Genomic DNA, 20156 nt, shown 5'->3' with positions numbered 1-20156 from the left:
TGCTGCGACGGCACCTGCGATCGGGGAGGCGGCGTGGCGGATAGCTATCCGGCAGAGGGCGGGACATACGGCGAGCGGCCGCGCCGGCGCAGGGGGCGTCGGGCAGTGGTCATCCTGATCGTCGTCCTGCTCGTGCTGGCCGGGCTCCTGGTGGTGGCCGACCGGGTCGCCGCGGGGGTCGCCGAGCGGATGGTCGCCGACCAGGTCGAGCAGGAGCTCGCGCAGCAGAACGTGCAGTCCACCGCCCCCGAGGTGACGGTCGGCAGCTTCCCGTTCCTGACCCAGGTGCTCAACGGCAGGTACGACTCGATCAAGGTGCTGCTCCGCGACGTACAGGGCCCGGTGCAGGGCACCGGCGCGGCGGTGCGGGTGCCGGAGCTGACCGTCGACGCGCAGGACGTGACCGCCTCGATGGACACGCTCCGCACCGGGCAGGGCGAGGTCACCGCCGCGACGGTGCGGGGTACCGGGACCATCGCGTACGACAGCGTGGTCGAGCTGATCGACCGGCCCGGGGTGCAACTGCGGGAGCAGGACGGCAACCTGGGCATCACCGCCCCGGTGCAGGTGCCGATCCTGAACCAGGAGTTGACCGTCCAGGGCACCGCGAAGCTGAGCGTCGAGGGCGACGACGTCGTGATCAACTTTGAGAACCTGCGCTCCTCCGACCTGCCGGACAACCCGGTGATCCAGACCTTCGTCACCAACTTCGCCCGGCAGCTCGCCGTCCGGGTGCCGCTGCCGCCGCTGCCCTTCGCGCTGCAACTGCACGAGGTGCGGCCGGCGCCCGACGGTCTCGCCGTGACGGCCAGCGCCGAGAACGTGGCGCTCAGCCAGCTCAGTTGAGCGTGAGGATGGTGGCGGCAGGGCAGCTCGGCCGGGCCGAGCCGCGGAGTGGCGGTGGCGACTCGTCGGGGTGGAACGATCCCGGATCGTGGTTGGTCCTGGGTTCCGGCCCGCTCCCACTGGTAGGCTTCGGATCCATGGGGACGCTCCTCACCAAACGGCGCGCGGTCGACCTGTGCCGCGTGGCCACCTGCCTGTGTCGCCCCGTCATCTGACGGCGGGGCTGTTCTGCGTACCCTCTGAGTCCTTCCCTCACGCCCGGCAGCGGCGCCGTCGCACGTCCCGTGATCCGTCCTTCCATGGGTTCCGCGCGTGACATGCGACAACAACGGCAGTCGATCACCACGCGCAGGCTCACACACCATCCTCACCAAGGAGTGATCTGATGAGTCGCGACACCGCACTCGTCTCGGCCGACTGGGCCGAGAAGAACCTCGACGCCCCCGGCGTGGTCTTCGTCGAGGTCGACGAGGACACCACCGCCTACGACGGTGGGCACATCGCCGGTGCAATCAAGCTCGACTGGAAGAACGACCTCCAGGACCCGGTGCGCCGGGACTTCGTCAACAAGGCGCAGTTCGAGGCGCTCCTCTCCGAGCGGGGCATCTCCAATGACGACGTCGTGGTGCTATACGGCGGCAACAACAACTGGTTCGCCGCGTACGCCTACTGGTACTTCAAGCTCTACGGCCACCGCGACGTGAAGCTGCTCGACGGCGGTCGCAAGAAGTGGGAGCTGGACGCCCGGCCGCTCGTCACCGACCAGGTCTCCCGGCCCGCCACGCAGTACGTGGCCCGGGAGCCGGACCTGTCGATCCGGGCCTTCCGCGACGAGGCGGTCGCCGCGATCGGCGCCAAGAACCTGGTCGACGTCCGCTCTCCCGACGAGTACGCCGGCCGCCTGCTCGCCCCGGCGCACCTGCCGCAGGAGCAGGCGCAGCGCGCCGGGCACATCCCGACCGCGATCAGCGTGCCGTGGTCGAAGGCGGCCAACGAGGACGGCACCTTCAAGTCCGACGACGAGCTCCGCAGGATCTACGGCGAGGCGGGGCTGGACGGCAGCAAGGACACCATCGCCTACTGCCGGATCGGCGAGCGCTCCTCGCACACCTGGTTCGTGCTCAAGGAGCTGCTCGGGCACCAGAACGTGAAGAACTACGACGGGTCCTGGACCGAGTACGGCTCGCTCGTCGGCGTGCCGGTGGCGCTCGGTGACGAACCGGGGGAGGCGTGACGACCATGACCGCTCCGATAGCCGCCGGCTGCGCGGCACCCGACCAGGCGGCACCGCTGCCGGCAAGCCTGGACCTGGAGAAGGAAACCGTGATCACCGGGATCGTCAGCGCCGAGAGCGGCGAGGTCGTGCCCGGGGCGTACGTCCGGCTGCTCGACTCGACCGGCGAGTTCACCGCCGAGGTGGTCACCTCGCCGGCCGGGCAGTTCCGGTTCTTCGCCGCGCCCGGCACCTGGACGCTGCGGGCGCTGTCCCGGCACGGCAACGGCGACACCGAGGTGACCGCCGCCCGTGGCGTCAACGAGGTGACGGTCACGGTCGCCTGATTTCCGTACCACGTCGAAGGGCCCGCCGATCTCGTGTCGATCGGCGGGCCCTTCCGTGTGCCCCGGAACCGGGTCACCCCGGCAGAGCAGGGGCTGTCTTCGTGGTCAGTCCGGAGAGCTGACTGCGGAAGAGGTCCTGTTTCGGACGCTGTCGAGCTGCCCCGCCCGTGCGCCCCGCGTTGGTCAGGGGGTGAGGACGACCTTGCCGATGACGGTCCGGGACTCGGCCAGCCGCAGGGCGTCGGCGGCACGGGCGAGGGGAAACCGGGCGGCAACCTGCGCGGTGATCTGCCCCTCGGCCACGGCTTGGAGGACCTGGGTGAGGTCGTGCCGGAGCCGGACGCGGAATCGCTGCCTGGCCAGCGCCCGCCCGGACCAGACGTTGTAGAAGTAGGCGTGCCGACCGTTCGGCAGCGCGTTCCAGGCCCAGACCCGGGCGAGGATCTCGAGCACCGGACGTTGTTTGCTGCCGGTGTCGTCGCGCGTGGCAGCGCTTCCGTACGCGACGAGGGTGCCGCCGGGGGCGAGTAGTCGCCACGAGTTTCGGACGCTCCGGGCCCCGAGGTGGTCGAAGACCGCATCGACGCCGCCGGGAGCGATCGCGCGGGCGGCGGCGGACACATCGGTGTGGTAGTCGATCGGGATGGCGCCGAGGTCCCGCAGCCGGTCGTGGTGGCGCGGGGACGCGGTGCCGATGACCCGGATCCCGGCCAGGCGGGCGAGCTGGACCAGTGTGGAGCCGACCCCACCGTTGGCGCCGTGCACCAGGATGGTCTGTCCGCTCCGGACCCGGGCCCTGCGGTGCAGCATCTGCCAGGCGGTGATGCCGTTGACCACCACCGTTTCCGCTTCCGCCGCGTCGAGGCCGGCGGGCACCGGTACCAGGTCGTCGGCGTCGACGATCACGTGGCTGGCCCAGCCGCCCACCTTGGTCAGCGCCGCGACACGTTGTCCGGGGAGCCCGGGAGCGGTGTCGGCTCCGGCGGACTGCACGACCCCGACCAGGTCGTAACCCGGCACGAACGGGAAAGGCGGCTGGTCGTAGTAGCGCCCCCGGCGCATCTGCTGCTCGGCGAAGGAGACGCCGGTGGCCTCCATCCGGACCACCACCTGCCCCGTGCCGGGCTCCGGGAGCGGTGAGGTGCGTAGGAACAGGCCCTCGGGCTCCACCACGCCCGGAAGCACGACCTCGGTCCGTTCGGTCTGCATGTCCATGTCCCACTCCGCTTGTGAGTTGATGTAGCTGTAGTTAGAAGCTCTAACTTCAGTATGATGGGGTCGCGGACGTGGTGTCAAGCGAGGAGGAACGGGCATGGGCGAGGCCGTCAGAAGCCCGCGCGAGCGTTATCGGGAACAGGTCCGCGACGAGATCAAGGCGCACGCCTGGAACCAGATCGCCACCACAGGGGCCTCGGCGCTCTCCCTCAACGCCATCGCCAAGCAGATGGGGATCAGTGGTCCCGCTCTCTACCGCTACTTCCGCAACCGCGACGACTTGATCACGGAACTCGTCCTGGACGCCTACCGCGAGCTGTCGGAGACCTGCCGGGACGCGGCGAGAACGGCGAAGACGGCCACGAGCCGGCTCGGCGCGGTGGCGGCCGCCATGCGTGGCTGGGCACTTGCCGACCCGCATCGCTACCTGCTCATCTACGGGACCCCGGTGCCCGGCTACGCAGCCCCGCCCGAAGCGACCACGATCGCGGCCAGCCTGATGACCGTGCTGCTCGACGCCTTCACCGAAACCGAAACGGAAACCGGAGTCGGAGCCGGAGTCGAAACCGGAGTCGGAGTCGTGACCGGTCCCGCCCGCGGGTCCGCCGCAGCTCTCGATCGGCACCTGACCACCCACCGGCAATGGGCGGGCGACCACCCCGCCCCGGCAACCGCCCTACGTCGCGCGCTCACCTTCTGGACCCGACTGCACGGCGTGATCAGTCTCGAGGTCGCCGGCCACTTCACGGGGATGAACTTCGACCCTGCCCTGCTCTACGCCGCAGAGGCCGAAGCCGCCATCACCATCCCGTGACCCGTGTCGGCGTACCGCCGGGTCCAGGCCCGGGACCGGAACGCGTCCGGAACGGGGTGAGGGTGGCACGGATCTGGTCGCCCGCGCCCCAGTCGTCGTCGAACTGGGCCAGCACGGCGAGGTGTTGTCGTAGCTGGACGATCGGCATGCGGGACCGCCAGTCGTCATCCAGGGAGGTCAGCTCCGCATAGACCTCGAAGAACCGTTGCGCCTCGGGCGGGGGCGAGGTGGACCAGACGTGGGCGAGGTCGACCTCGGCCCACATGTAGGACACGGCCGGGTCGATCAGCGCAGGCCGCCCGTCCGGGGTGGCCAGGATGTTCTGTGCCCACAGGTCGCCGTGCGTCAGGCATGCCGGCCGGTCCGGCAGCAGATCGGGCAGCCGGTGACAGAGCCGTTCCAGTGCCGCCCGGTCCGCGGGGTCGAGCGCCGCCTCGACGCGGGGTTGGTCGAGCCATCGGAGCAGTCGGTGCTGTGCGAAGAACGCAAAGCCGTCGTCGTCCCAGGTGTTGGTCTGCCGGCGGCGGCCCAGCCAGTTGTCGCGGTGCCACCCGAAGCGGGGATGGGTGGTGCTCATGTGCAGGTGGGCGAGTGCGTGCGCGAACTGCTCCCAGAAGGTCTGGCTGTGTGGCCTCGGCCGCAGGATCGACAACACCAGGAAGTCCCGGTCAACGAGGACCACCTCGGGTGTCGCCATGCCGCCGAGGTCGCGCAGGGCGGCCAGCCCTTCGGCCTCCGCGACGAAGACGTCGTCGGCCGGCGCGTCGGCGAGTGCCTTGACGAACACCGGCGGTGCGTCCCGGCGGGTGGCTGTGCCCGCGAGCGCCGCGAGTCCACCCGTCGCCGGCAGCACTGCGACGACATCGCGCATCCCAGCCCGGCGCAGACACTCCAGCAGGAACGTGGTCGAGTGCATCGCGACGGGCTCCCTGCTGTCCGGGGTACCTGTGAGTCAGATCTTAGGCGAACAGTTGATCGATTCGGAATCGACCTCCGGGCCGAGGTCGGCGGACTCGGCATGGCGCATTCTATTCTGTCGCCATTGAACACCATTGTTATCATGAACTCCGATAGGGCAACCGGATCCGGAGGTCTGTATTGAACATCAACCTTGCCGTGAATATCGCCGCCATAGTCATATCCCTGGCCGCCGTCGCCCTGTCTGCCTTCTTCGGTCTGCGCCAGCTGCGCTCGATGCGGAGGGCCAACAGCACCATCGTGGCAATCGAGCTACTGACCCGAGAGTGCCGCAGTGACGCCTTCCTGGACAGTGAAGAATTCGTGCTATACGAGCTGTCGAGTTATCCGCCCGATGATGGCGTGAACGGCCTGCAGCCTGAACACCGCCGGCACGCCACCCGCGTCGGCCTGTTCTTCAGCAGCCTCGGCGCACTGTCGGTATTTGGCGGGATCGAGACCAAGATGATCGTCGGCCTGGTGCCGACCCGCGCGCGTCGTGCATGGTTGGCGTTGGAACCCTACATCCTCGCGGAGAGACAGCTGAGATCGCCAACCTATCTCTCGTTCTTCGAGCATCTTGTCTGCCTGGTCGACGATGCCAAACCTGCCAGGCACCACGCCAGCCTCAACCTTCGCCGGATGGATCCGCTGTCCGTGCGAACCCGTGTCGAGGCAGGAGTCGACGGAATCGACAGCGGCGCGGGGGCGGGAGTGCTAAAGGCGTGAGCGGTAGGCGCGTCGGGCGTGGCAGGGGGTCCGCGTGACGCGGTTCGAGGCGGTGCTGTGTGTCCGCGTGACGCGGTTCGAGGCGGTGCTGTTCGACCGGCGCGGCACTCTGCGGTGGTCCAGGCCGCACGCCGACAGCCGCGAGGGATCGCGCGATGCTCAGGAGCCGCCGGCCACGGCGGCGGCGAAGCGTGCGGCGACCGCCGTGACCGCGGTCCGGAGTTCCGGCCCGCCCTGCACCCGGAAGGCGAACGGTATGCTCGCCAGCCACTCCTGCGCGTACATCGCCGGGTTGCTCGTGCTGCCGACGAGCAGACACCCGTCTCCGGACGGCGAGAGCCGGCCCATGGCGGGCCGGATCCACGGCGCCACCTCGGCCAGTGGCGCGTCGAAGACGACCCGGGTGTCGAACTCCCATCCGGTGCCCAGGTTCTCCTCCAGCGCCGCCACCGGGTCGAGGTCGTCGGGGGGCTCGAACTCGTGCCCGGTCTGCTGCACCGCCTGGATCCGGTCGAGCCGGTAGGTGCGGATCGCGTCCGCCCGGTGCGAGCGGCAGAGCAGATACCAGCGCCCGTGCCGGACGACGACCGCCCACGGATCCACCTCGGCCTGCCACTCGTCGCCGGATTCCCTCCGGTAGCTGACCAGTACGCTGCGGCGCAGCGCGACGGCGGCGACGAGTGCGCTGGTCGGGGCGGGGTCGGGACGGTACGAGTACCGGTCGGGTGCGGCCGAGGCGTACTCCCGCAGCGTGGCCGCCTGCCGGCCGACGGTCTCCGGCAGGGCCTGGATGACCTTGGTCAGGGCGGAACCCACCAGGTCGTCGACGTCGGTGGCCGACGGCCGGCCGTCGAGTACCGCCATGACCAGACCGAGCGCCTCCGCCTCGGTGAAGACGATCGGGGGCAGCCGCGTGCCGCGCCGGATCCGGTATCCGCCGTGCGGACCGCGGACCGACTCGACCGGGATGCCGGCCTCGCGGAGGATCCCGACGTACCGGCGCGCGGCCCGTTCCGTGACGCCGAGCCGCTCGCCGAGTTCGTCGGCGGTCGTGCCGGGTCGGGCCTGGAGAATCTCGACGGCTCGCAGGGCCCGCGCGGTGGGGCTGATGTCGGGCGGCACCCGAGCAGAGTAGTACGGCCACCTTACGTGGTCAGAAGACTGCTGGAAGTGTTCATCGTGCTGTCCCTCGGGCCCGGCCGGCAGGCTCGCCAGGTGACGTCGGAGTATCGGCGACCGGGAATCGTGGGCGGTCACGTGAAATACCGGAAGCAGAACGTCCGGATCTGCGCCTAGCGTGGTCTGTCATGACCGACTTCCACGAGCAGGATCTCGCCGGGGCACGCTTTGCGCGCGTGGACCTCCGGGGCGCCATCTTCAGTCGGGTCTCGCTCGCCGACGCCGACCTGCACATGGTCGACTTCACCGGGGCACGGCTCCGTGGGGTCCAGTTCCAGCGGAGCCGGATGCGCGGCGTCGAGCTGGTCGACGTCGAGATCAGTGGTGAGCTGCGGAACGTCGTCGTGAACGGCGTCGACATCGCTCCACTCGTCGAGGCCGAGCTGGACCGGCGGATGCCCGACCGGGTGAAGATGCGCCCTGACGACCCCGAGGGGTTTCGGGAGGCGTGGACGATCCTGGAACGGCTCTGGGCGGAAACCGTCGCGCGGGCGCGGACGTTGCCGGAGGCGGCGCTGCACCGCGGCATCGACGGCGAGTGGTCCTTCGTGCAGACACTGCGTCATCTCAACTTCGCCGGAGCAGCCTGGGTGGGCCGGGCGGTCCTCGGCGATCCCTCGCCGTGGCATCCGCTCGACCTGCCCTGGGACGAGGCGCCCGGCTGGGACGGCGTTCCGTGGGACCGCGAGACACGCCCCTCGCTCGACGAGGTGCTCGCGGTCCGCCGCGACCGCCAGGCGATGGTCCGACAGGTGCTGGAGTCGCTCACCGAGGAGGAGGTCGGCGCCACGGTGACCCGCACCGAGCCCGGGTGGCCGCACCTGGAGGGTTTCCCGGTCAACGAATGTCTCCGCATCGTCCTCAACGAGGAATGGGAACACCGGCGCTACGCCGAACGGGATCTGACCGTACTGGAGAAAGAGAACTGACCATGGATATCGTGCTCGTTGCCGGTCTCTGGCTGGACGGATCGGCCTGGAAAGAGGTCGTCCCCGCGATCGAGGAGCTCGGCCATCGTCCCGTACCGCTGACCCTGCCGGGGCAGGGAGACGGTGCCAGCTCCGCCACCCTCGACGACCAGGTTGCGGCGGTGCTCGCCGCCGTGGACGCGGCGCCCGGAAAGGCCATGGTGGTGGGTCACTCCGCCGCCTGCACCCTGGCCTGGCTGGCCGCCGACAGACGGCCGGAACGGGTCGCCCGGGTCGCCCTCATCGGCGGCGTCCCGACCGTCGACGGTGGCACCTACGCCAGCTTCTTCGAAATCTCCGATGGCGTCATGCCGTTCCCCGGCTGGGGCCCGTTCGAGGGGCCGGACTCCGCCGACCTCGACGAGGAGGCCAAGCGGCGTTTCGCGTCCGCCGCGATTCCCGTGCCGGAGGGGGTGGCCAGGGGCGTGGTACGGCTGACCGACGACCGGCGCTTCGACGTGCCGGTCGTGCTGGTCTGCCCCGAGTTCACCCCCGCCCAGGCGCGGAAGTGGATCGAGGGTGGTGACGTCCCCGAACTTGCCGGGGCCAAACATCTCGACTATGTCGACATCGATTCGGGCCACTGGCCCATGCTCAGCAGGCCGGTCGAGCTCGCCCGGTTGCTCGCCGAGGCGGCCGCCCGGGAGTGACCGGCGGACCGGACGGCGTCGGCGGCAGTCGGCCGGGGCGGAGGCCCGCCTGCCGCCTGTCGGTTTGTCGACAGGCGTGGCCCCGTCGCGGATAAGCCGGCTGCCGCGCCGCGGCTGCCCTCGAGGGGAGCGCCTGAACAGGCAACATTCATCAGCATGGTAACGATTGATCGGCACTTCGTGCCTTAACTCTGTGGGTCGTTCGAGGGTCTTCGAAGGCTCCGGGATATCGCTATCCTGACCTGTTCCCCGGCGGCTACGCGGAGTGAGTGGTTACGCATGGATCCTCGATACATCAGCAAGTTGGCGGAACAGTCCGCCAACTTCGGTTTCCTGAAATCGCATCCACTGCTGCTCTGGTACGGCGCCGGTGCCGAGACACTGGTCTATGTGGACGCCCAGTCGTCGATCTTCAAGACCCGGGCCTTCGGCGAGGTCCTCGCCCGAGACCTGGTGCAGCGCACCGGGGTGCAGACGGTGGGCGGCAGGTTCCATCAGCACGTGCAGACGCTCAGCGCCAGCGGCGCCCTGGTGCCGCACATCTTCGAGGCCTTCAACCGGCTGCGCAACGTCGGCAACCAAGCCGTGCACGACCACCTCGGCGAGGTGCGGTTCGCGCTGGATTCGCTGCGGACCTGCTTCGAGCTCGGAGTGTGGTTCCACCGGGCGCTGACCGGTGACCGTACGCCGATCGGGTTCGTGCCGCCGAGCCCGCCGCCGCAGCACGTGCCGCAGTCGGTCGTCGACGGGCTGCACGCCGAACTGCGCCGCTACCGGCAGGAACTGGCCCAGACAAAACTGCTGCTCACCGGCCGCCGGTCGCTGGCGGACGCGCAGGCAGCCGCCGTCGCCGAGGCCGAGCGGGCGGTACGGGAGGCCGACGCGGGCCGGGAGAGCACGGTCGACCTGGTGGCGACGCTGGAGGCGCAGGCCGAGGAGGCGCAGCGCGAGTTCGACAGCCGCAGGCCGGCCAGGGTCTCGGCAGCCAGGCGGGAGGAGTTCATCTTCCGCGCCCGCCGCGCGTCCCGGGAACCGCTCAACGAGTTGCAGACCCGGGCCGAGATCGACCGCCAACTCGCGGCGGCCGGCTGGGTCGTACAGCACGAGAACCAGCTCAACCTCAACGCCTGCCAGGGCGTCGCCGTCCGCAAGGTCACCCTCGCCACCGGTCGGGCCGACTACCTGCTCTACGTCGACCAGCGGCTCGTCGGCGCCATCGAGGCGAAACGGGAGGGTACGGCGCCACGGGGCGCCGAGGCGCAGCTCGACCGCTATCTGGGCGGCCTCACCGCCGAGCAACGGATGCGGGCGTGGCGGCGGGACGAGCCGCTGCCCTTCGGCTACCTCGCCACCGGCACCGAGACGGCGTTCGTGAACGGGCTCGACCCGTTTCCGCGTACCAGGGAGGTTTTCGCCTTCCACCGGCCCGAAACCCTCGCCCGGTGGATGCGGGAGGCGGACGACGATCCGACGACGCCGACGCTGCGGGCCCGGCTGCGCCGGATGCCGGCCCTCGACGGGGAGGGGCTGCGGCCCGCGCAGGTCGACGCGATCCGGGGCGTGGAGCGCTCCCTGTCGGAGGACCGGGCCAGGTCGCTGATCCAGATGGCGACCGGCGCCGGTAAGACCTTCACCGCCGTGACCGTCAGCTACCGGCTCTGCAGGCACGCCCGGGCCAACCGGATCCTCTTCCTCGTCGACCGGAACAACCTCGGCAAGCAGACGTTACGGGAGTACGCCGCCTACCGGACCCCGGACGACCGCCGCACGTTCACCGAGCTCTACAACGTCGACCGGCTCTCCGGGGCCGGGATGCTCGGCTCCGCCACGGTCGTCATCTCCACCATCCAGCGGCTCTTCGGCGCGCTCTGCGGGCGGGAGCTGCCCGACGTCGACCTCGATGACCCGGCCTACGACAGCTATGACCGGGACGAGCCGGCGGAGGTGGGCTACAACCCGCAGATCCCGCCGGAGACCTTCGACCTGATCGTGGTGGACGAGTGTCACCGCTCGATCTACGGCAGGTGGCGGGCGGTGCTGGAATACTTCGACGCCTTCACCGTCGGGCTGACCGCGACCCCGGCGAAGCAGACCATGGGCTTCTTCCAGCAGAACCTGGTCTCGGAATACACCTACGAGCAGGCCGTCGCCGACGGGGTGAACGTCAACTTCGACGTGTACCGGATCAGGACCCAGATCACCGAGGCCGGCGAGCGGATCGAGGCCGGCACGGTGGTGCCGCTCAAGGACCGGCGGACCCGGGCCGAGCGTTACCAGGAACTGGAGGAGGATTTCGCGTACGAGAGCAGCGAGGTCGGCCGGTCGGTCATCTCCCGGGGTCAGCTCCGACTGGTGCTGGAGACCTTCCGGGATCGGCTCTTCACCGAGATCTTCCCCGGGCGGTCGAAGGTGCCGAAGACGCTGATTCTCGCGCGGGACGACAACCACGCGGAGGAGATCGTCACGATGGTGCGGGACGTCTTCGCCCGGGGCAACGACTTCGCGCAGAAGATCACGTACGCCTCGCGGCGCGAGGGAAACAATCCCGACGACCTGATCCAGGTCTTCCGGAACAGTCCCGAGCTGCGGATCGCGGTCACCGTCGACATGATCGCCACAGGCACCGACGTACGCCCACTGGAATGCGTCTTCTTCCTCCGCCCGGTACCCAGCGCCACCTACTTCGAGCAGATGAAGGGGCGGGGCGCCCGCACCATCGAGCCTGCCGAGTTCCAGGCGGTCACCGAGGACGCCGAGGTGAAGGAGCGGTTCGTGATCGTCGACGCGGTCGGGGTCACCGAGCTGAGGCTGGACGAGGCCGTACCGCTGGAACGGCACTCCGAGCGGCAGGTCTCCCTGGCCCAACTCCTCGGCAAGGCGGGCCGGCTCAGCGCCACCCCCGACGAGGTGGCCACCCTCGCCTCCCGGCTCTCCCGGCTCGGGCAGCAGCTCACCGGGGAGGAGCGGCAGGAACTCGACGAACTGGCCGGCCAGCCGATGAGCCAGATCGTGCGCGGACTGGTCGACGCGGTCGCGCCGGAGCAGTTGAACGCCGCCCGGGAGGCCGGCCGGGACGCGGTGCAGGGCCTGATGGCCACCGCACTGCGCCCGCTGGCCGCCAGGCCGGAGCTGCGAGAGCGGATCATGGCAATCCGGCGCGCGCACGACATCACCATCGACGAGGTCAGCCGGGGGTCGTAGCGCGGGGGGACCGGGCGGGGCGGCCGGCATGTCGTCCTGGGGCGCGCCCTGTCCGTCGTACGTCAGCGCTTGTAGGCGATGCCACCGTAGCCGTCGACGTGGGCCGGGAGTTCGGATGAACCAGCGCCGGCCTCGGGGCGCCAGTGCGGGAAGGACACCACCCCCGGCTCGACGATCTCCAGCCCGTCGAGGAACCCCGCGAGCTGGTCGGGACTGCGCACGATGTACGGGGGCTTGACCGACTGGTTGCGGACGCGGGTCGCCTGCACCATCGCCTCGCTGGTGTTCGTGCCGTCGCCGACCAGCAGGTAGCTGCCGGCGGGCACCGCGTCCAGCAGTGTGCGTACGATCGCTCGGGCCTCGTCGTAGGACTCGATCGCGCCCAGGACGCCGAGCAGGATGATCCCGATCGGCCGCGTGAAGTCCAGCGTCCGGTGAGCCTCGCGCAGGATCGTGTCGGTGTCGCGCAGGTCGGCGTCGATGTAGTCGGTCGCGCCCTGCGGGTCGCTGGCCAGCAGGGCGCGGGCGTGCACCAGCACCAACGGGTCGAAGTCCACATACACGATGCGGGACTCCGGGGCGGATGACTGGGCGATCTCGTGCGTGTTGTTGGCGGTCGGCAGGCCCGTGCCGATGTCGAGGAACTGGCGGATGCCTGCCTGCTCGACCTCGTAGCGCACCGCGCGGGTCAGGAAGACCCGCGACGCGCGGGCCATCGCGACCAGCCCCGGAGCGGCGGCCAGGATCGCCTTGCCCGCCTGTTCGTCCACCAGGTAGTTGTCCTTGCCGCCCAACAGGTAGTTCCACACTCTGGCCTGGTGCGGCACCGTGGTGTCGATTGTCGGCGCTCGCTCGGCGTCGGGCGATGCGGCGGACTCGGTCATCGTGCAACCTTCCAGGGTGGGTAGGTCGGTGCCTGCCGACACAGCCGGATTCGGTGCCCTGGCCGCCACGGACTCGGAGCGACACCCGAACATGAGTCAGCATAGGCAGTCGGGGCCACGCCTTGCTGTGGGGTGGGCCGCCCGCGCCTGGACGGAGGATGCCGATGCCCCACCTGCCGTTCTCCCGGAAGCGGCGGCTGGAGCTGGCCCGGGAGAGCAACCACTACGGCGAGCAGGCCGCCCGGCTCCTGCTCGACCATCAGTACAGCCTCGCGCTGGAGGTGGCGAACCGGGGAATCGGCGTGCGGGAAAAGCTGTACCGGCGCGGCCGGGGCAACCGCGAGGTCATCGAGGTCTTCGCCGACGACCTCCGCAACCGCGCCGAGATCCAGTCGACGTGGATGCAGGCCAGGCGGATGGAGGGCACGGAGCAGGCGGCCGATCTGCTCCGGGGCGGAATCGCGGACGCCTCCCGGGCGCTGGCCCTCTTCGAAGAACTGGCCAGAGCACCGGAGGCGGAGTATCTGCTGCGGCCGGCGGAGGTCCGCCTGATGCTGGGCGAGCTGCTCGCCATGGCCGGTGACGTGGCGGCAGCCACCCGACAGGCAGAGCTGTCCATTGCGGACTACCGGCGGCACGGCGCGGGCGACAGTGAGGCGGACGACGGGGGCATGAACCAGCTCAGGTTCGCCCGCGCCCTGGCCCGGTATGCCGACATCATGGAGGCCACCGGGACGTCACCGGACCTGGTCGTGGCAGCGCGGCGCGAGTCCGTCGAGCTGAGCAGGCCGCATGCCCAGCCCGGCGGATGGCTGTGGCAGTGGCGGCTCGACCGGAGCCTGGTGTGGCTCAGCACCCCGACGATGGAACGCTACTGCCTGAACGCGCTCCTGCTGGCCGCACGACTCGCACCGGCCGCCGCCACCGGCCCGGCCGCCGCCACCGGCCCGGCCGCCGCCACCGGCCCGGGTGGCGGCGCCGGCCCGGCTGGCGGCACCATGTCGGCGGCCGTCGCCGATGCGGTCGAGGCGCTGCTCGCGTTGCAGAGCGCCGCCGAGGGGTACGCGAGCCTCGGCGAAAGGGGCTACGGCTGGCAGGTCGACATGTCGGTGGAGATCGCCCGGGTTCTCCAGCGCCAGGCCGAGCTGCTGCGGGCGTACCGTCAGCGGACGGCCGCAGGCGCCTACCTCAGGCTGCGGGACCGCCTTTCCATCCCGACCGGGCAGGGCTGGTACGACGAGGTCACCCAGCTCCGGCCCGCGCTTGCGCGGGCCGTCGAAGAGATGGCGTCCAGGAACCGGTGAGGTGCTGTCACGGCAGGTTTCGCAGGGCCTCGATCGCCACCCGCCGGCTCGTGTTCGCGTACGACGCGGCCTCGACGGCGGCGGGGTCGATCGGACCCAGCTGCCATTCGCCGAGCCAGTACTGCTCCAACTGGGTCGCGGTGTGGTTGCCGTAGACGGTGCAGGTGTAGGCCCGGATCAGCGGCACCGCGTTCGGCTCGGGGTGATGGTAGTGGCAGCTCGGTGCGAGCTTGTCGATGAGCTTCTGCAGCGCGGCGCGGTAGTTGGTGCGCAGGTTGGCGGTGCCGAAGCCGGCCCGCGCGCGGGCGACCAGGGCGATCGGGTAGAGCGTGACGACGGCGTACCCGACGTCGTCGATCGCCCCCTTGCCGGAGAGCGCGTCCAGGTAGGTGCTGGCCCGGATGGCGTCGTGGGTGACCTCCTGGGCCCAGTCCTCCAGCGTTTCCTCGGCGAAGTTGTTGATGTCGTCGAACTCGATGACGGCGGCGGTGGCGTCGTCACGGATGTCGGCCACGGCGATGGCGTCGAGGTGCGCGATCACCGCCGACTCCGCCTCGTTGAGCGCGTTGATCACGTCCTGCGTCATCGCGGCCAGTTCGGCCGGGGAGACGCCGCCGTCACCCACCCGGGACAACAGGCTGAGGGCGAAGTCGACCATGTCGATCAGCGAGTCGTTGGGCCCGTCGGGATCGGTGGCGTGCGCCGGCTGGGCGGCGCCCGAGAGCACGAGCGTGAGCGTCAGCGCCGCCGCGGCGAACCCGCGCAGCAGTCTGGCTTTCATCCGGAGTCTCCTCTCACCCTGGTGCTGGCAGGCTGCCGGAGTCGACTGGACCTCCACTGGACGCCGACTGGATCACCGGGGCGATCCAGTCGGCGTCCAGTAGCTTTCCAGACCTGCTCAATACCGTGCGCCTGACGCCGATCGGCGTCCATCAGTGCCGGTCGGCGCCCGTCGTCCCACCTCACGCAGGTCCGCCTCTCCCGGTGGTCGGCGTACCTACCCGGGTGGCTGGTGCCCGTGGCCGGCCCGGCTCTCCTGGAGGCGCAATGAGACGAAGGTTGCTGAAGACCGTCACCGCCGCGGTGCTGGCGACCGCGGTCGTGGTGCCGGGTGCCGCCCGGCCGGCCCAGGCGACGGATCCGGCCACGATCATCGCCGTCGCCCAGTTCGCGTTGCAGGCGTACTCGTACTTCAACAGTTCCGAGGACGGCGGGATGACGATCGAGGAGGCGACCAGCCGGATCATCGTCGAGATCGGCAACACCCGGAACACGATCATCGCCCACCTGGACGGGCTCGCCACCGCCGAGGCGCGGGCCTGCGCCGAGCACCACCTGCTCGAGTTCGCTGACATCGAGGAGTTCTCGCTCAGCCTGAAACAGCGGTGGGCGCAGGACGTCACCTCCTGTGTCACCCTGATCAACAGCCTCTGGAGCGCGGTCTCCACCGTCAGCGCCAAGAACCAGCTCGGCATCGCGCTGGGCACGGTCGGCCCGATCGCGCTGGTCGCCCGCGCCCAGGCCAGATTCAGCACCACCGAGCTGAAGAACCTGCTGATCGCGGCCTTCGAGCGGATCGAGCAGCGGTTCACGCCGTACTGCACCGCCGTCCCCAACGTGCCCGAGGAGTACTGGCAGTCCAATCCCGACCCCTCCTGGGTGTACGCCTGGTACTCCTGCGCACCCAGCCGGGAGCCGGGCAACCCGTGGGAGGAGACGAGCGTCGGCGCCTCCGGCGTCTACGAGTTGGGGCTCTGGCACTGGGGCGCCCCGGTCAACTATGCGAACTGGCCGACCCTCATCGAGCAGTCCAAGCAGCGTTCCGCGGCGTCGGTTGCCAGGGCCGCGCTCAGCCAGCTCCGGGCGTAGCCCAGCCAGGCCGGCCCCGGGGCGACGCGGCCGCCCGGCGCCGTGATCATTCAATGATCGACATATGACGCGTACGTGACGGCTGCCGGCAGGGTCTCGATCAAGCGCCCGGCCGGGGCACGGATCAGGCACCCCGGCCACCGGGGGCGAGTGCCCTGAGGGGGTGTGGGTAGAGACACCGTCGCAGCGCGACGTACCCGGCTGACCGGTCGGTTTCACGGGGGTACTCCGGCCGCCGCGAGCGCGGGCCAGCGGCGGCTGCCGGAGTGCACCGGTCAGAGCGGAGATCTACCGACACGACAGCATCCGGCGGCCGGAACCTTACTCCGGCCGCCGGATGCTGTGCCGTGGGCCGCCGGATGCCGTGCCGCATGCGGATTGCCACCGTCTCGCGGTACGTCTTCCGCAGGCCGCCGCGCCGGACCACCTCCGCTCCGGCCGCTCGCGACGCGGTCCGCCCTCCGCTGACCGGTTGACGGCTCCTCGGACAGCCCGCTATTTGCGTACCGTCTGTCCAAACCGGGCAGTATGGTTCGGGTCGACCACGGTTGCGTCGATCGGTAGCACACCATGCGGGGGAGCGGCGTGCGAGCTGTGACGTTTCGGCTGCTCGGGCCCGTCGAGGTCCGGGTGGACGACCGCCCGGTACGACTCGCCGGCCCGCGCAGCCAGGCCATCCTGGCCGCCATGCTGCTGGAACCCGACCGCCTCGTGCCGGTCTCCCGGCTCGTCGACGCCACCTGGGGCGAGAGCCCGCCGGCAAGTGCCAATGTGCAGGTACGCAACCGGGTGGCGGAGATGCGGCGGCTGTTGCGCGGCGTCGGCGTACCGGAGGACACGATCGAGACCCGTGGCTCCGGCTACCTGCTGCGGCTGGCGTCGGGCCAGCTCGACCTCGACGTCTTCGAACGCCGGGTCGCGGAGGCGGAGGACCACGCGCGGCGCGGCGAGTTGGCCGAGGCGGTCGAGTGGTTCGCCGCCGCGCTCACGCTGTGGCGCGGGCCGGCGCTGGACGGGCTCCGCACCCCGGTGCTGGCCGCCGCGGCCCAGCGCCTCGAAGAACGCCGGATGGCTGTGGTCGGTTACTGCATCGACCTCGAACTCGACCTCGGCCGGTACGACCTGGTCATCGGCAAGCTGCACGAGCTCGTGGACGCGTACCCCTGGCGCGAACCGCTGGTGGGCCGGCTGATCCGGGCGCTCTATCTCGCCAACCGGCAGCGGGAGGCGCTGGAGCGCTTCGACCAGCTACGCACCCGGCTCGCCGACGAACTCGGCGTCGATCCGTCGGCCGAACTCGTCGAGCTGCGCGACCTGATCCTGCGCAACGATCCGAGTCTGCGGTCCGGGGCTGCCCGACCGCCGGGCGGCCCGACAGCCTCCGGAGCACGGCCGCGCACGCCGGCCGGTCCGCAGCCGCGCACGCCGGCCGAGTCGGAGTCGCGCACGGCGGCCGGTCCGCAGTCGCGCACGGCGGCCGAGTCCGAGTCGCAGCCGCCGCAGGTGGATACGGCCGGTGACGATCCGGTGGATGCCGCGGCTCCGCCGGCCCGGATGCTCCCCGCCGAGGTGTCCGACTTCGTCGGCCGGGAGCCGGAGGTGACGGCGGTCCTCAACTGGCTGCCGGCGGAGCCGAAGGTCACCGTCGTGATGATCAGTGGTTTGCCGGGAGTGGGCAAGACCTCGCTCGCCGTACGGATCGCACACCGGCTCGGCCCCCGGTATCCCGGCGCACAGCTCTACGTCGACCTCGCCGGGCACGAGCACCCGCTCACCCCGGTGGAGGTGCTCGGGCGGTTTCTCCGGGCACTCGGCGTACCCGGTGACGACCTGCCGGCCGACCTGGACGAGCGCGCCGCGCGGTTCCGCGCGGCGGTCGCCGGCCAGCCCTGCCTGCTGGTGCTCGACAACGCCGGAAGCGCCGCACAGGTCCGCCCCCTGCTGCCCGGGATCGAGGCGGTCGTCCTGGTCACCGGCAGGCGCGCGCTGGTCGACCTCGACGGTGCGCACCAGCTCCGGCTGCGGCCGATGCCCGAGCCCGAGGCGGTACGGCTGCTCGCCGGCATCGTCGGCGCCGACCGGGTCAGTGCCGAGCCGGACTCGGCGGCGCGGATCGTCCGGCACTGCGGCCTGCTGCCGCTCGCCGTGCGGATCTTCGCGGCGCGGCTCGCGGTGCGCAGTCTGGACACGCTCGGCCAGGCCGCCGAGCAGCTCGCCGAGGCCACCCACCGGCTCGACCACCTCACCCGGGCCGACCGCAGCGTCCGGGCCGCCTTCCAGTCGGCGTACGTCGGGCTCGACGTTGCCGCCCGGCGGGTGCTGCGCCGGCTCGCGGTGCTGGACCTCGACGACGCCCCCGGCTGGCTGGTGCCGGTGCTGTTGCCCGAGGAGCCGGCCACCGCCGCCGACGAGGTGGTCGGCGGCCTGGTCGAGGCGAGCCTGCTGGAGGTGACCGGGCCGGACGGCGCGGGCCAGCTCCGCTACCACGTGCACGACCTGGTCCGGGCCTTCGCCCGGGAACGCGCCGACGCGGAGGAGCCGGCGGACGGGCGTGAGGGACTGCTACGCAGGGTCCTCGCCAGCTGGCTGAGCCTGACCGAGGAGGCCCGGGTACGCCTCAGCCAGGAGGAACAGCCGCCACTCGCCCCCGACCTGCCCCGGTTGCCGGCGCCGACCGACGCGCACCGGCGCGACCCGCACGCGTGGTTCACCGCCGAGGCGACGGCGCTGCTGACGATGATCGAGCGGGCCGCGGCCGAGCACGCACTCGCGGACTACGCCTGGGCGCTGACCTGGAACTGCGACTACTTCCTGCAACTCGACGTACGCCTGGACGACCTCAGCCGGGTCACCCGGATCGGGCTGGCCGCCGCCCGGCGCCGGGGCGATCCCGAGGGAATCGCCCGGATGCGGCTCTGCGTCGCCTTCGCCGTGCTGATGCGCGGTGATCTGGAACCGGCGCTCGACCACATTCGGGGAGCCGGCGACGGGGTGGCGGAGCCGTGGCTGCGCGCCGAGATTTCCGGCGTGGAGCACCAGATCCAGGAGGCGCTGGGCAACTTCGCCGAGTCGCGGACGGCGCTGATCCGGGCGATCGACCTCTACACCGAGGCCGGCGACGCCGCGTCGACCGGCACCAAGCTCGCCCGGCTCGGGATGCTGCAACTCCAGCAGGGTGATCCCGCCGCCGGTGACACGCTGATCCGCAGTGTCGCGCTGCTCCGTGCCGTCGCGGCCACCCGGCCGTTGGCCCTGGGGTTGCGCGGCCTGGCCGCCTGGCACGGGAGCCGGGGCGACATCGAGCCGGCCCGGACGGCATATCTGGAAAGTCTCGACCTGGTCCGGTCGCACCGGGACCACGTCGGCGAGGTGGTCGTGCTCAGCGAGTTGGCCGCGATGCTCACCGATCACCTGCGGCTCGTCGAGGCCGCCGGGTTTCTCGACACCGCGCTGGACCGTGCCCGCCGGCTCGACGTGCCGCTCTACGCCGCCTACGCCCGGTCGGTGCACGGCCGGTGGCGGTTGGCGGCCGGCGAGCCCGGTCCCGCGCGCAGCGAGATCGAGGCGGTGGTCGACACCCTGGAGGTCCATCCGAGCTGGCACGTCACCGCGCTGATGGACCTGGCCCGCGCCTGTGACCGGCTCGGCGATGCCGAGGCTGCGGCGCGGGCCTGGTCGCGGGCGCTGAGGGTGGCTGTCCGGATCGGCGCCGAGGTCTGGGCGCACGAGATCGCCGAACAGCTCTCCGCGCCGCCCGGTCTCAGGCCGGAGCAACCGCCTCCCGACGACCCGGCACGATCGCCCGTTCGCGACGACCTCCGGCCGACCGGCCGAGTCGTCCCGTCGGGCGCACCCCGCCAGGAGGATCGGATGCGCTCATCCGGTCGGCGGTCCGGCCGAGCCGCACGGTGAGCGCCCGCCGCCCCTCGCGGGGCGGCGGGCGCGGTTGGTCTTCACTTCCCGCCGGTCGTCACCCGGCA

18 protein-coding genes are annotated in these 20156 nt (G+C 71.0%); 12 read left to right on the top strand and 6 right to left on the bottom strand.

Going from position 1 to position 20156, the window contains the following annotated elements:
• Nucleotides 1–33 precede the first annotated feature (33 nt).
• On the top strand, nucleotides 34–846 hold the full coding sequence (locus ACN28C_RS02810; protein WP_422772050.1) for a DUF2993 domain-containing protein: 813 nt from the start codon (nucleotides 34–36) through the stop codon (nucleotides 844–846).
• Here ACN28C_RS02810 and ACN28C_RS02805 read toward each other — a convergent pair.
• Nucleotides 839–985 (bottom strand): hypothetical protein, encoded by a 147-nt coding sequence (locus ACN28C_RS02805; RefSeq protein WP_422774951.1) that lies wholly within the window; start codon nucleotides 983–985, stop codon nucleotides 839–841. The two genes, ACN28C_RS02810 and ACN28C_RS02805, sit on opposite strands and share 8 nt — an antisense overlap.
• Here ACN28C_RS02805 and ACN28C_RS02800 point away from each other — a divergent pair.
• From ACN28C_RS02800 to ACN28C_RS02790, 3 genes are all read left to right on the top strand, one after another.
• Nucleotides 984–1061 carry an Ms5788A family Cys-rich leader peptide gene (locus ACN28C_RS02800; protein ID WP_311202345.1) on the top strand — a complete coding sequence of 26 codons (78 nt, stop codon included), beginning with the start codon at nucleotides 984–986 and terminating at the stop codon, nucleotides 1059–1061. The two genes, ACN28C_RS02805 and ACN28C_RS02800, sit on opposite strands and share 2 nt — an antisense overlap.
• Before the next feature lie 170 nt (nucleotides 1062–1231).
• Entirely contained in the window at nucleotides 1232–2080 is an 849-nt protein-coding gene (locus ACN28C_RS02795) for a sulfurtransferase (protein WP_422772049.1), read from the top strand.
• A gap of 5 nt (nucleotides 2081–2085) precedes the next feature.
• A complete protein-coding gene (locus ACN28C_RS02790; protein WP_422772048.1) occupies nucleotides 2086–2406 on the top strand; it encodes a DUF1416 domain-containing protein in 321 nt (106 codons plus the stop codon).
• A gap of 183 nt (nucleotides 2407–2589) precedes the next feature.
• Here ACN28C_RS02790 and ACN28C_RS02785 read toward each other — a convergent pair whose 3' ends face one another.
• The gene (locus ACN28C_RS02785) at nucleotides 2590–3621 is read right to left on the bottom strand and encodes a medium chain dehydrogenase/reductase family protein (protein ID WP_422772047.1); all 1032 of its coding nucleotides are present in this window, start codon (nucleotides 3619–3621) and stop codon (nucleotides 2590–2592) included.
• Between the two features lie 97 nt (nucleotides 3622–3718).
• Here ACN28C_RS02785 and ACN28C_RS02780 point away from each other — a divergent pair, with 97 nt between their 5' ends.
• Complete coding sequence (locus tag ACN28C_RS02780) at nucleotides 3719–4435, top strand: TetR/AcrR family transcriptional regulator (protein WP_422772046.1); 717 nt, start codon at nucleotides 3719–3721, stop codon at nucleotides 4433–4435.
• On the opposite strand, the gene ACN28C_RS02775 is transcribed toward ACN28C_RS02780, so the two are convergent.
• Entirely contained in the window at nucleotides 4422–5351 is a 930-nt protein-coding gene (locus ACN28C_RS02775) for a fructosamine kinase family protein (protein ID WP_422772045.1), read from the bottom strand. The genes ACN28C_RS02780 and ACN28C_RS02775 overlap by 14 nt on opposite strands.
• Before the next feature lie 182 nt (nucleotides 5352–5533).
• On the opposite strand from ACN28C_RS02775, the gene ACN28C_RS02770 reads away from it, so the two are divergent.
• A complete protein-coding gene (locus tag ACN28C_RS02770; protein WP_422772044.1) occupies nucleotides 5534–6121 on the top strand; it encodes a DUF4760 domain-containing protein in 588 nt (195 codons plus the stop codon).
• Nucleotides 6122–6280: 159 nt separating this feature from the next.
• On the opposite strand, the gene ACN28C_RS02765 is transcribed toward ACN28C_RS02770, so the two are convergent.
• A complete protein-coding gene (locus ACN28C_RS02765; RefSeq protein WP_422774943.1) occupies nucleotides 6281–7195 on the bottom strand; it encodes a helix-turn-helix transcriptional regulator in 915 nt (304 codons plus the stop codon).
• Between the two features lie 233 nt (nucleotides 7196–7428).
• Here ACN28C_RS02765 and ACN28C_RS02760 point away from each other — a divergent pair, with 233 nt between their 5' ends.
• From ACN28C_RS02760 to ACN28C_RS02750, 3 genes are all read left to right on the top strand, one after another.
• Entirely contained in the window at nucleotides 7429–8229 is an 801-nt protein-coding gene (locus ACN28C_RS02760; protein ID WP_422772043.1) for a DinB family protein, read from the top strand.
• Between the two features lie 2 nt (nucleotides 8230–8231).
• A complete protein-coding gene (locus ACN28C_RS02755; RefSeq protein ID WP_422772042.1) occupies nucleotides 8232–8918 on the top strand; it encodes an alpha/beta fold hydrolase in 687 nt (228 codons plus the stop codon).
• Nucleotides 8919–9197: 279 nt separating this feature from the next.
• Entirely contained in the window at nucleotides 9198–12119 is a 2922-nt protein-coding gene (locus ACN28C_RS02750) for a DEAD/DEAH box helicase family protein (protein ID WP_422772041.1), read from the top strand.
• A 62-nt stretch (nucleotides 12120–12181) separates the two neighbouring features.
• Here the strand turns inward: ACN28C_RS02750 and ACN28C_RS02745 are convergent, their stop codons facing one another.
• Complete coding sequence (locus tag ACN28C_RS02745) at nucleotides 12182–13003, bottom strand: SAM-dependent methyltransferase (RefSeq protein WP_422772040.1); 822 nt, start codon at nucleotides 13001–13003, stop codon at nucleotides 12182–12184.
• Between the two features lie 164 nt (nucleotides 13004–13167).
• On the opposite strand from ACN28C_RS02745, the gene ACN28C_RS02740 reads away from it, so the two are divergent.
• Nucleotides 13168–14307, top strand: coding sequence for a hypothetical protein (locus tag ACN28C_RS02740; protein WP_422772039.1), 1140 nt, complete (start codon nucleotides 13168–13170; stop codon nucleotides 14305–14307).
• Nucleotides 14308–14314: 7 nt separating this feature from the next.
• Here the strand turns inward: ACN28C_RS02740 and ACN28C_RS02735 are convergent, their stop codons facing one another.
• Nucleotides 14315–15088, bottom strand: a complete 774-nt coding sequence (locus ACN28C_RS02735; protein ID WP_422772038.1) for a hypothetical protein — start codon at nucleotides 15086–15088, stop codon at nucleotides 14315–14317.
• A gap of 266 nt (nucleotides 15089–15354) precedes the next feature.
• Here ACN28C_RS02735 and ACN28C_RS02730 point away from each other — a divergent pair, with 266 nt between their 5' ends.
• Entirely contained in the window at nucleotides 15355–16176 is an 822-nt protein-coding gene (locus ACN28C_RS02730) for a hypothetical protein (protein ID WP_422772037.1), read from the top strand.
• A 585-nt stretch (nucleotides 16177–16761) separates the two neighbouring features.
• Nucleotides 16762–20088 (top strand): AfsR/SARP family transcriptional regulator, encoded by a 3327-nt coding sequence (locus ACN28C_RS02725; protein WP_422772036.1) that lies wholly within the window; start codon nucleotides 16762–16764, stop codon nucleotides 20086–20088.
• Nucleotides 20089–20156 lie beyond the last annotated feature (68 nt).

This window comes from Plantactinospora sp. WMMC1484, from assembly GCF_049315195.1.
GTDB lineage: Bacteria > Actinomycetota > Actinomycetes > Mycobacteriales > Micromonosporaceae > Plantactinospora.
The sequence above is the reverse complement of the archived record's forward strand: the minus strand, read 5'-3'. Positions and strand labels throughout refer to the sequence as shown.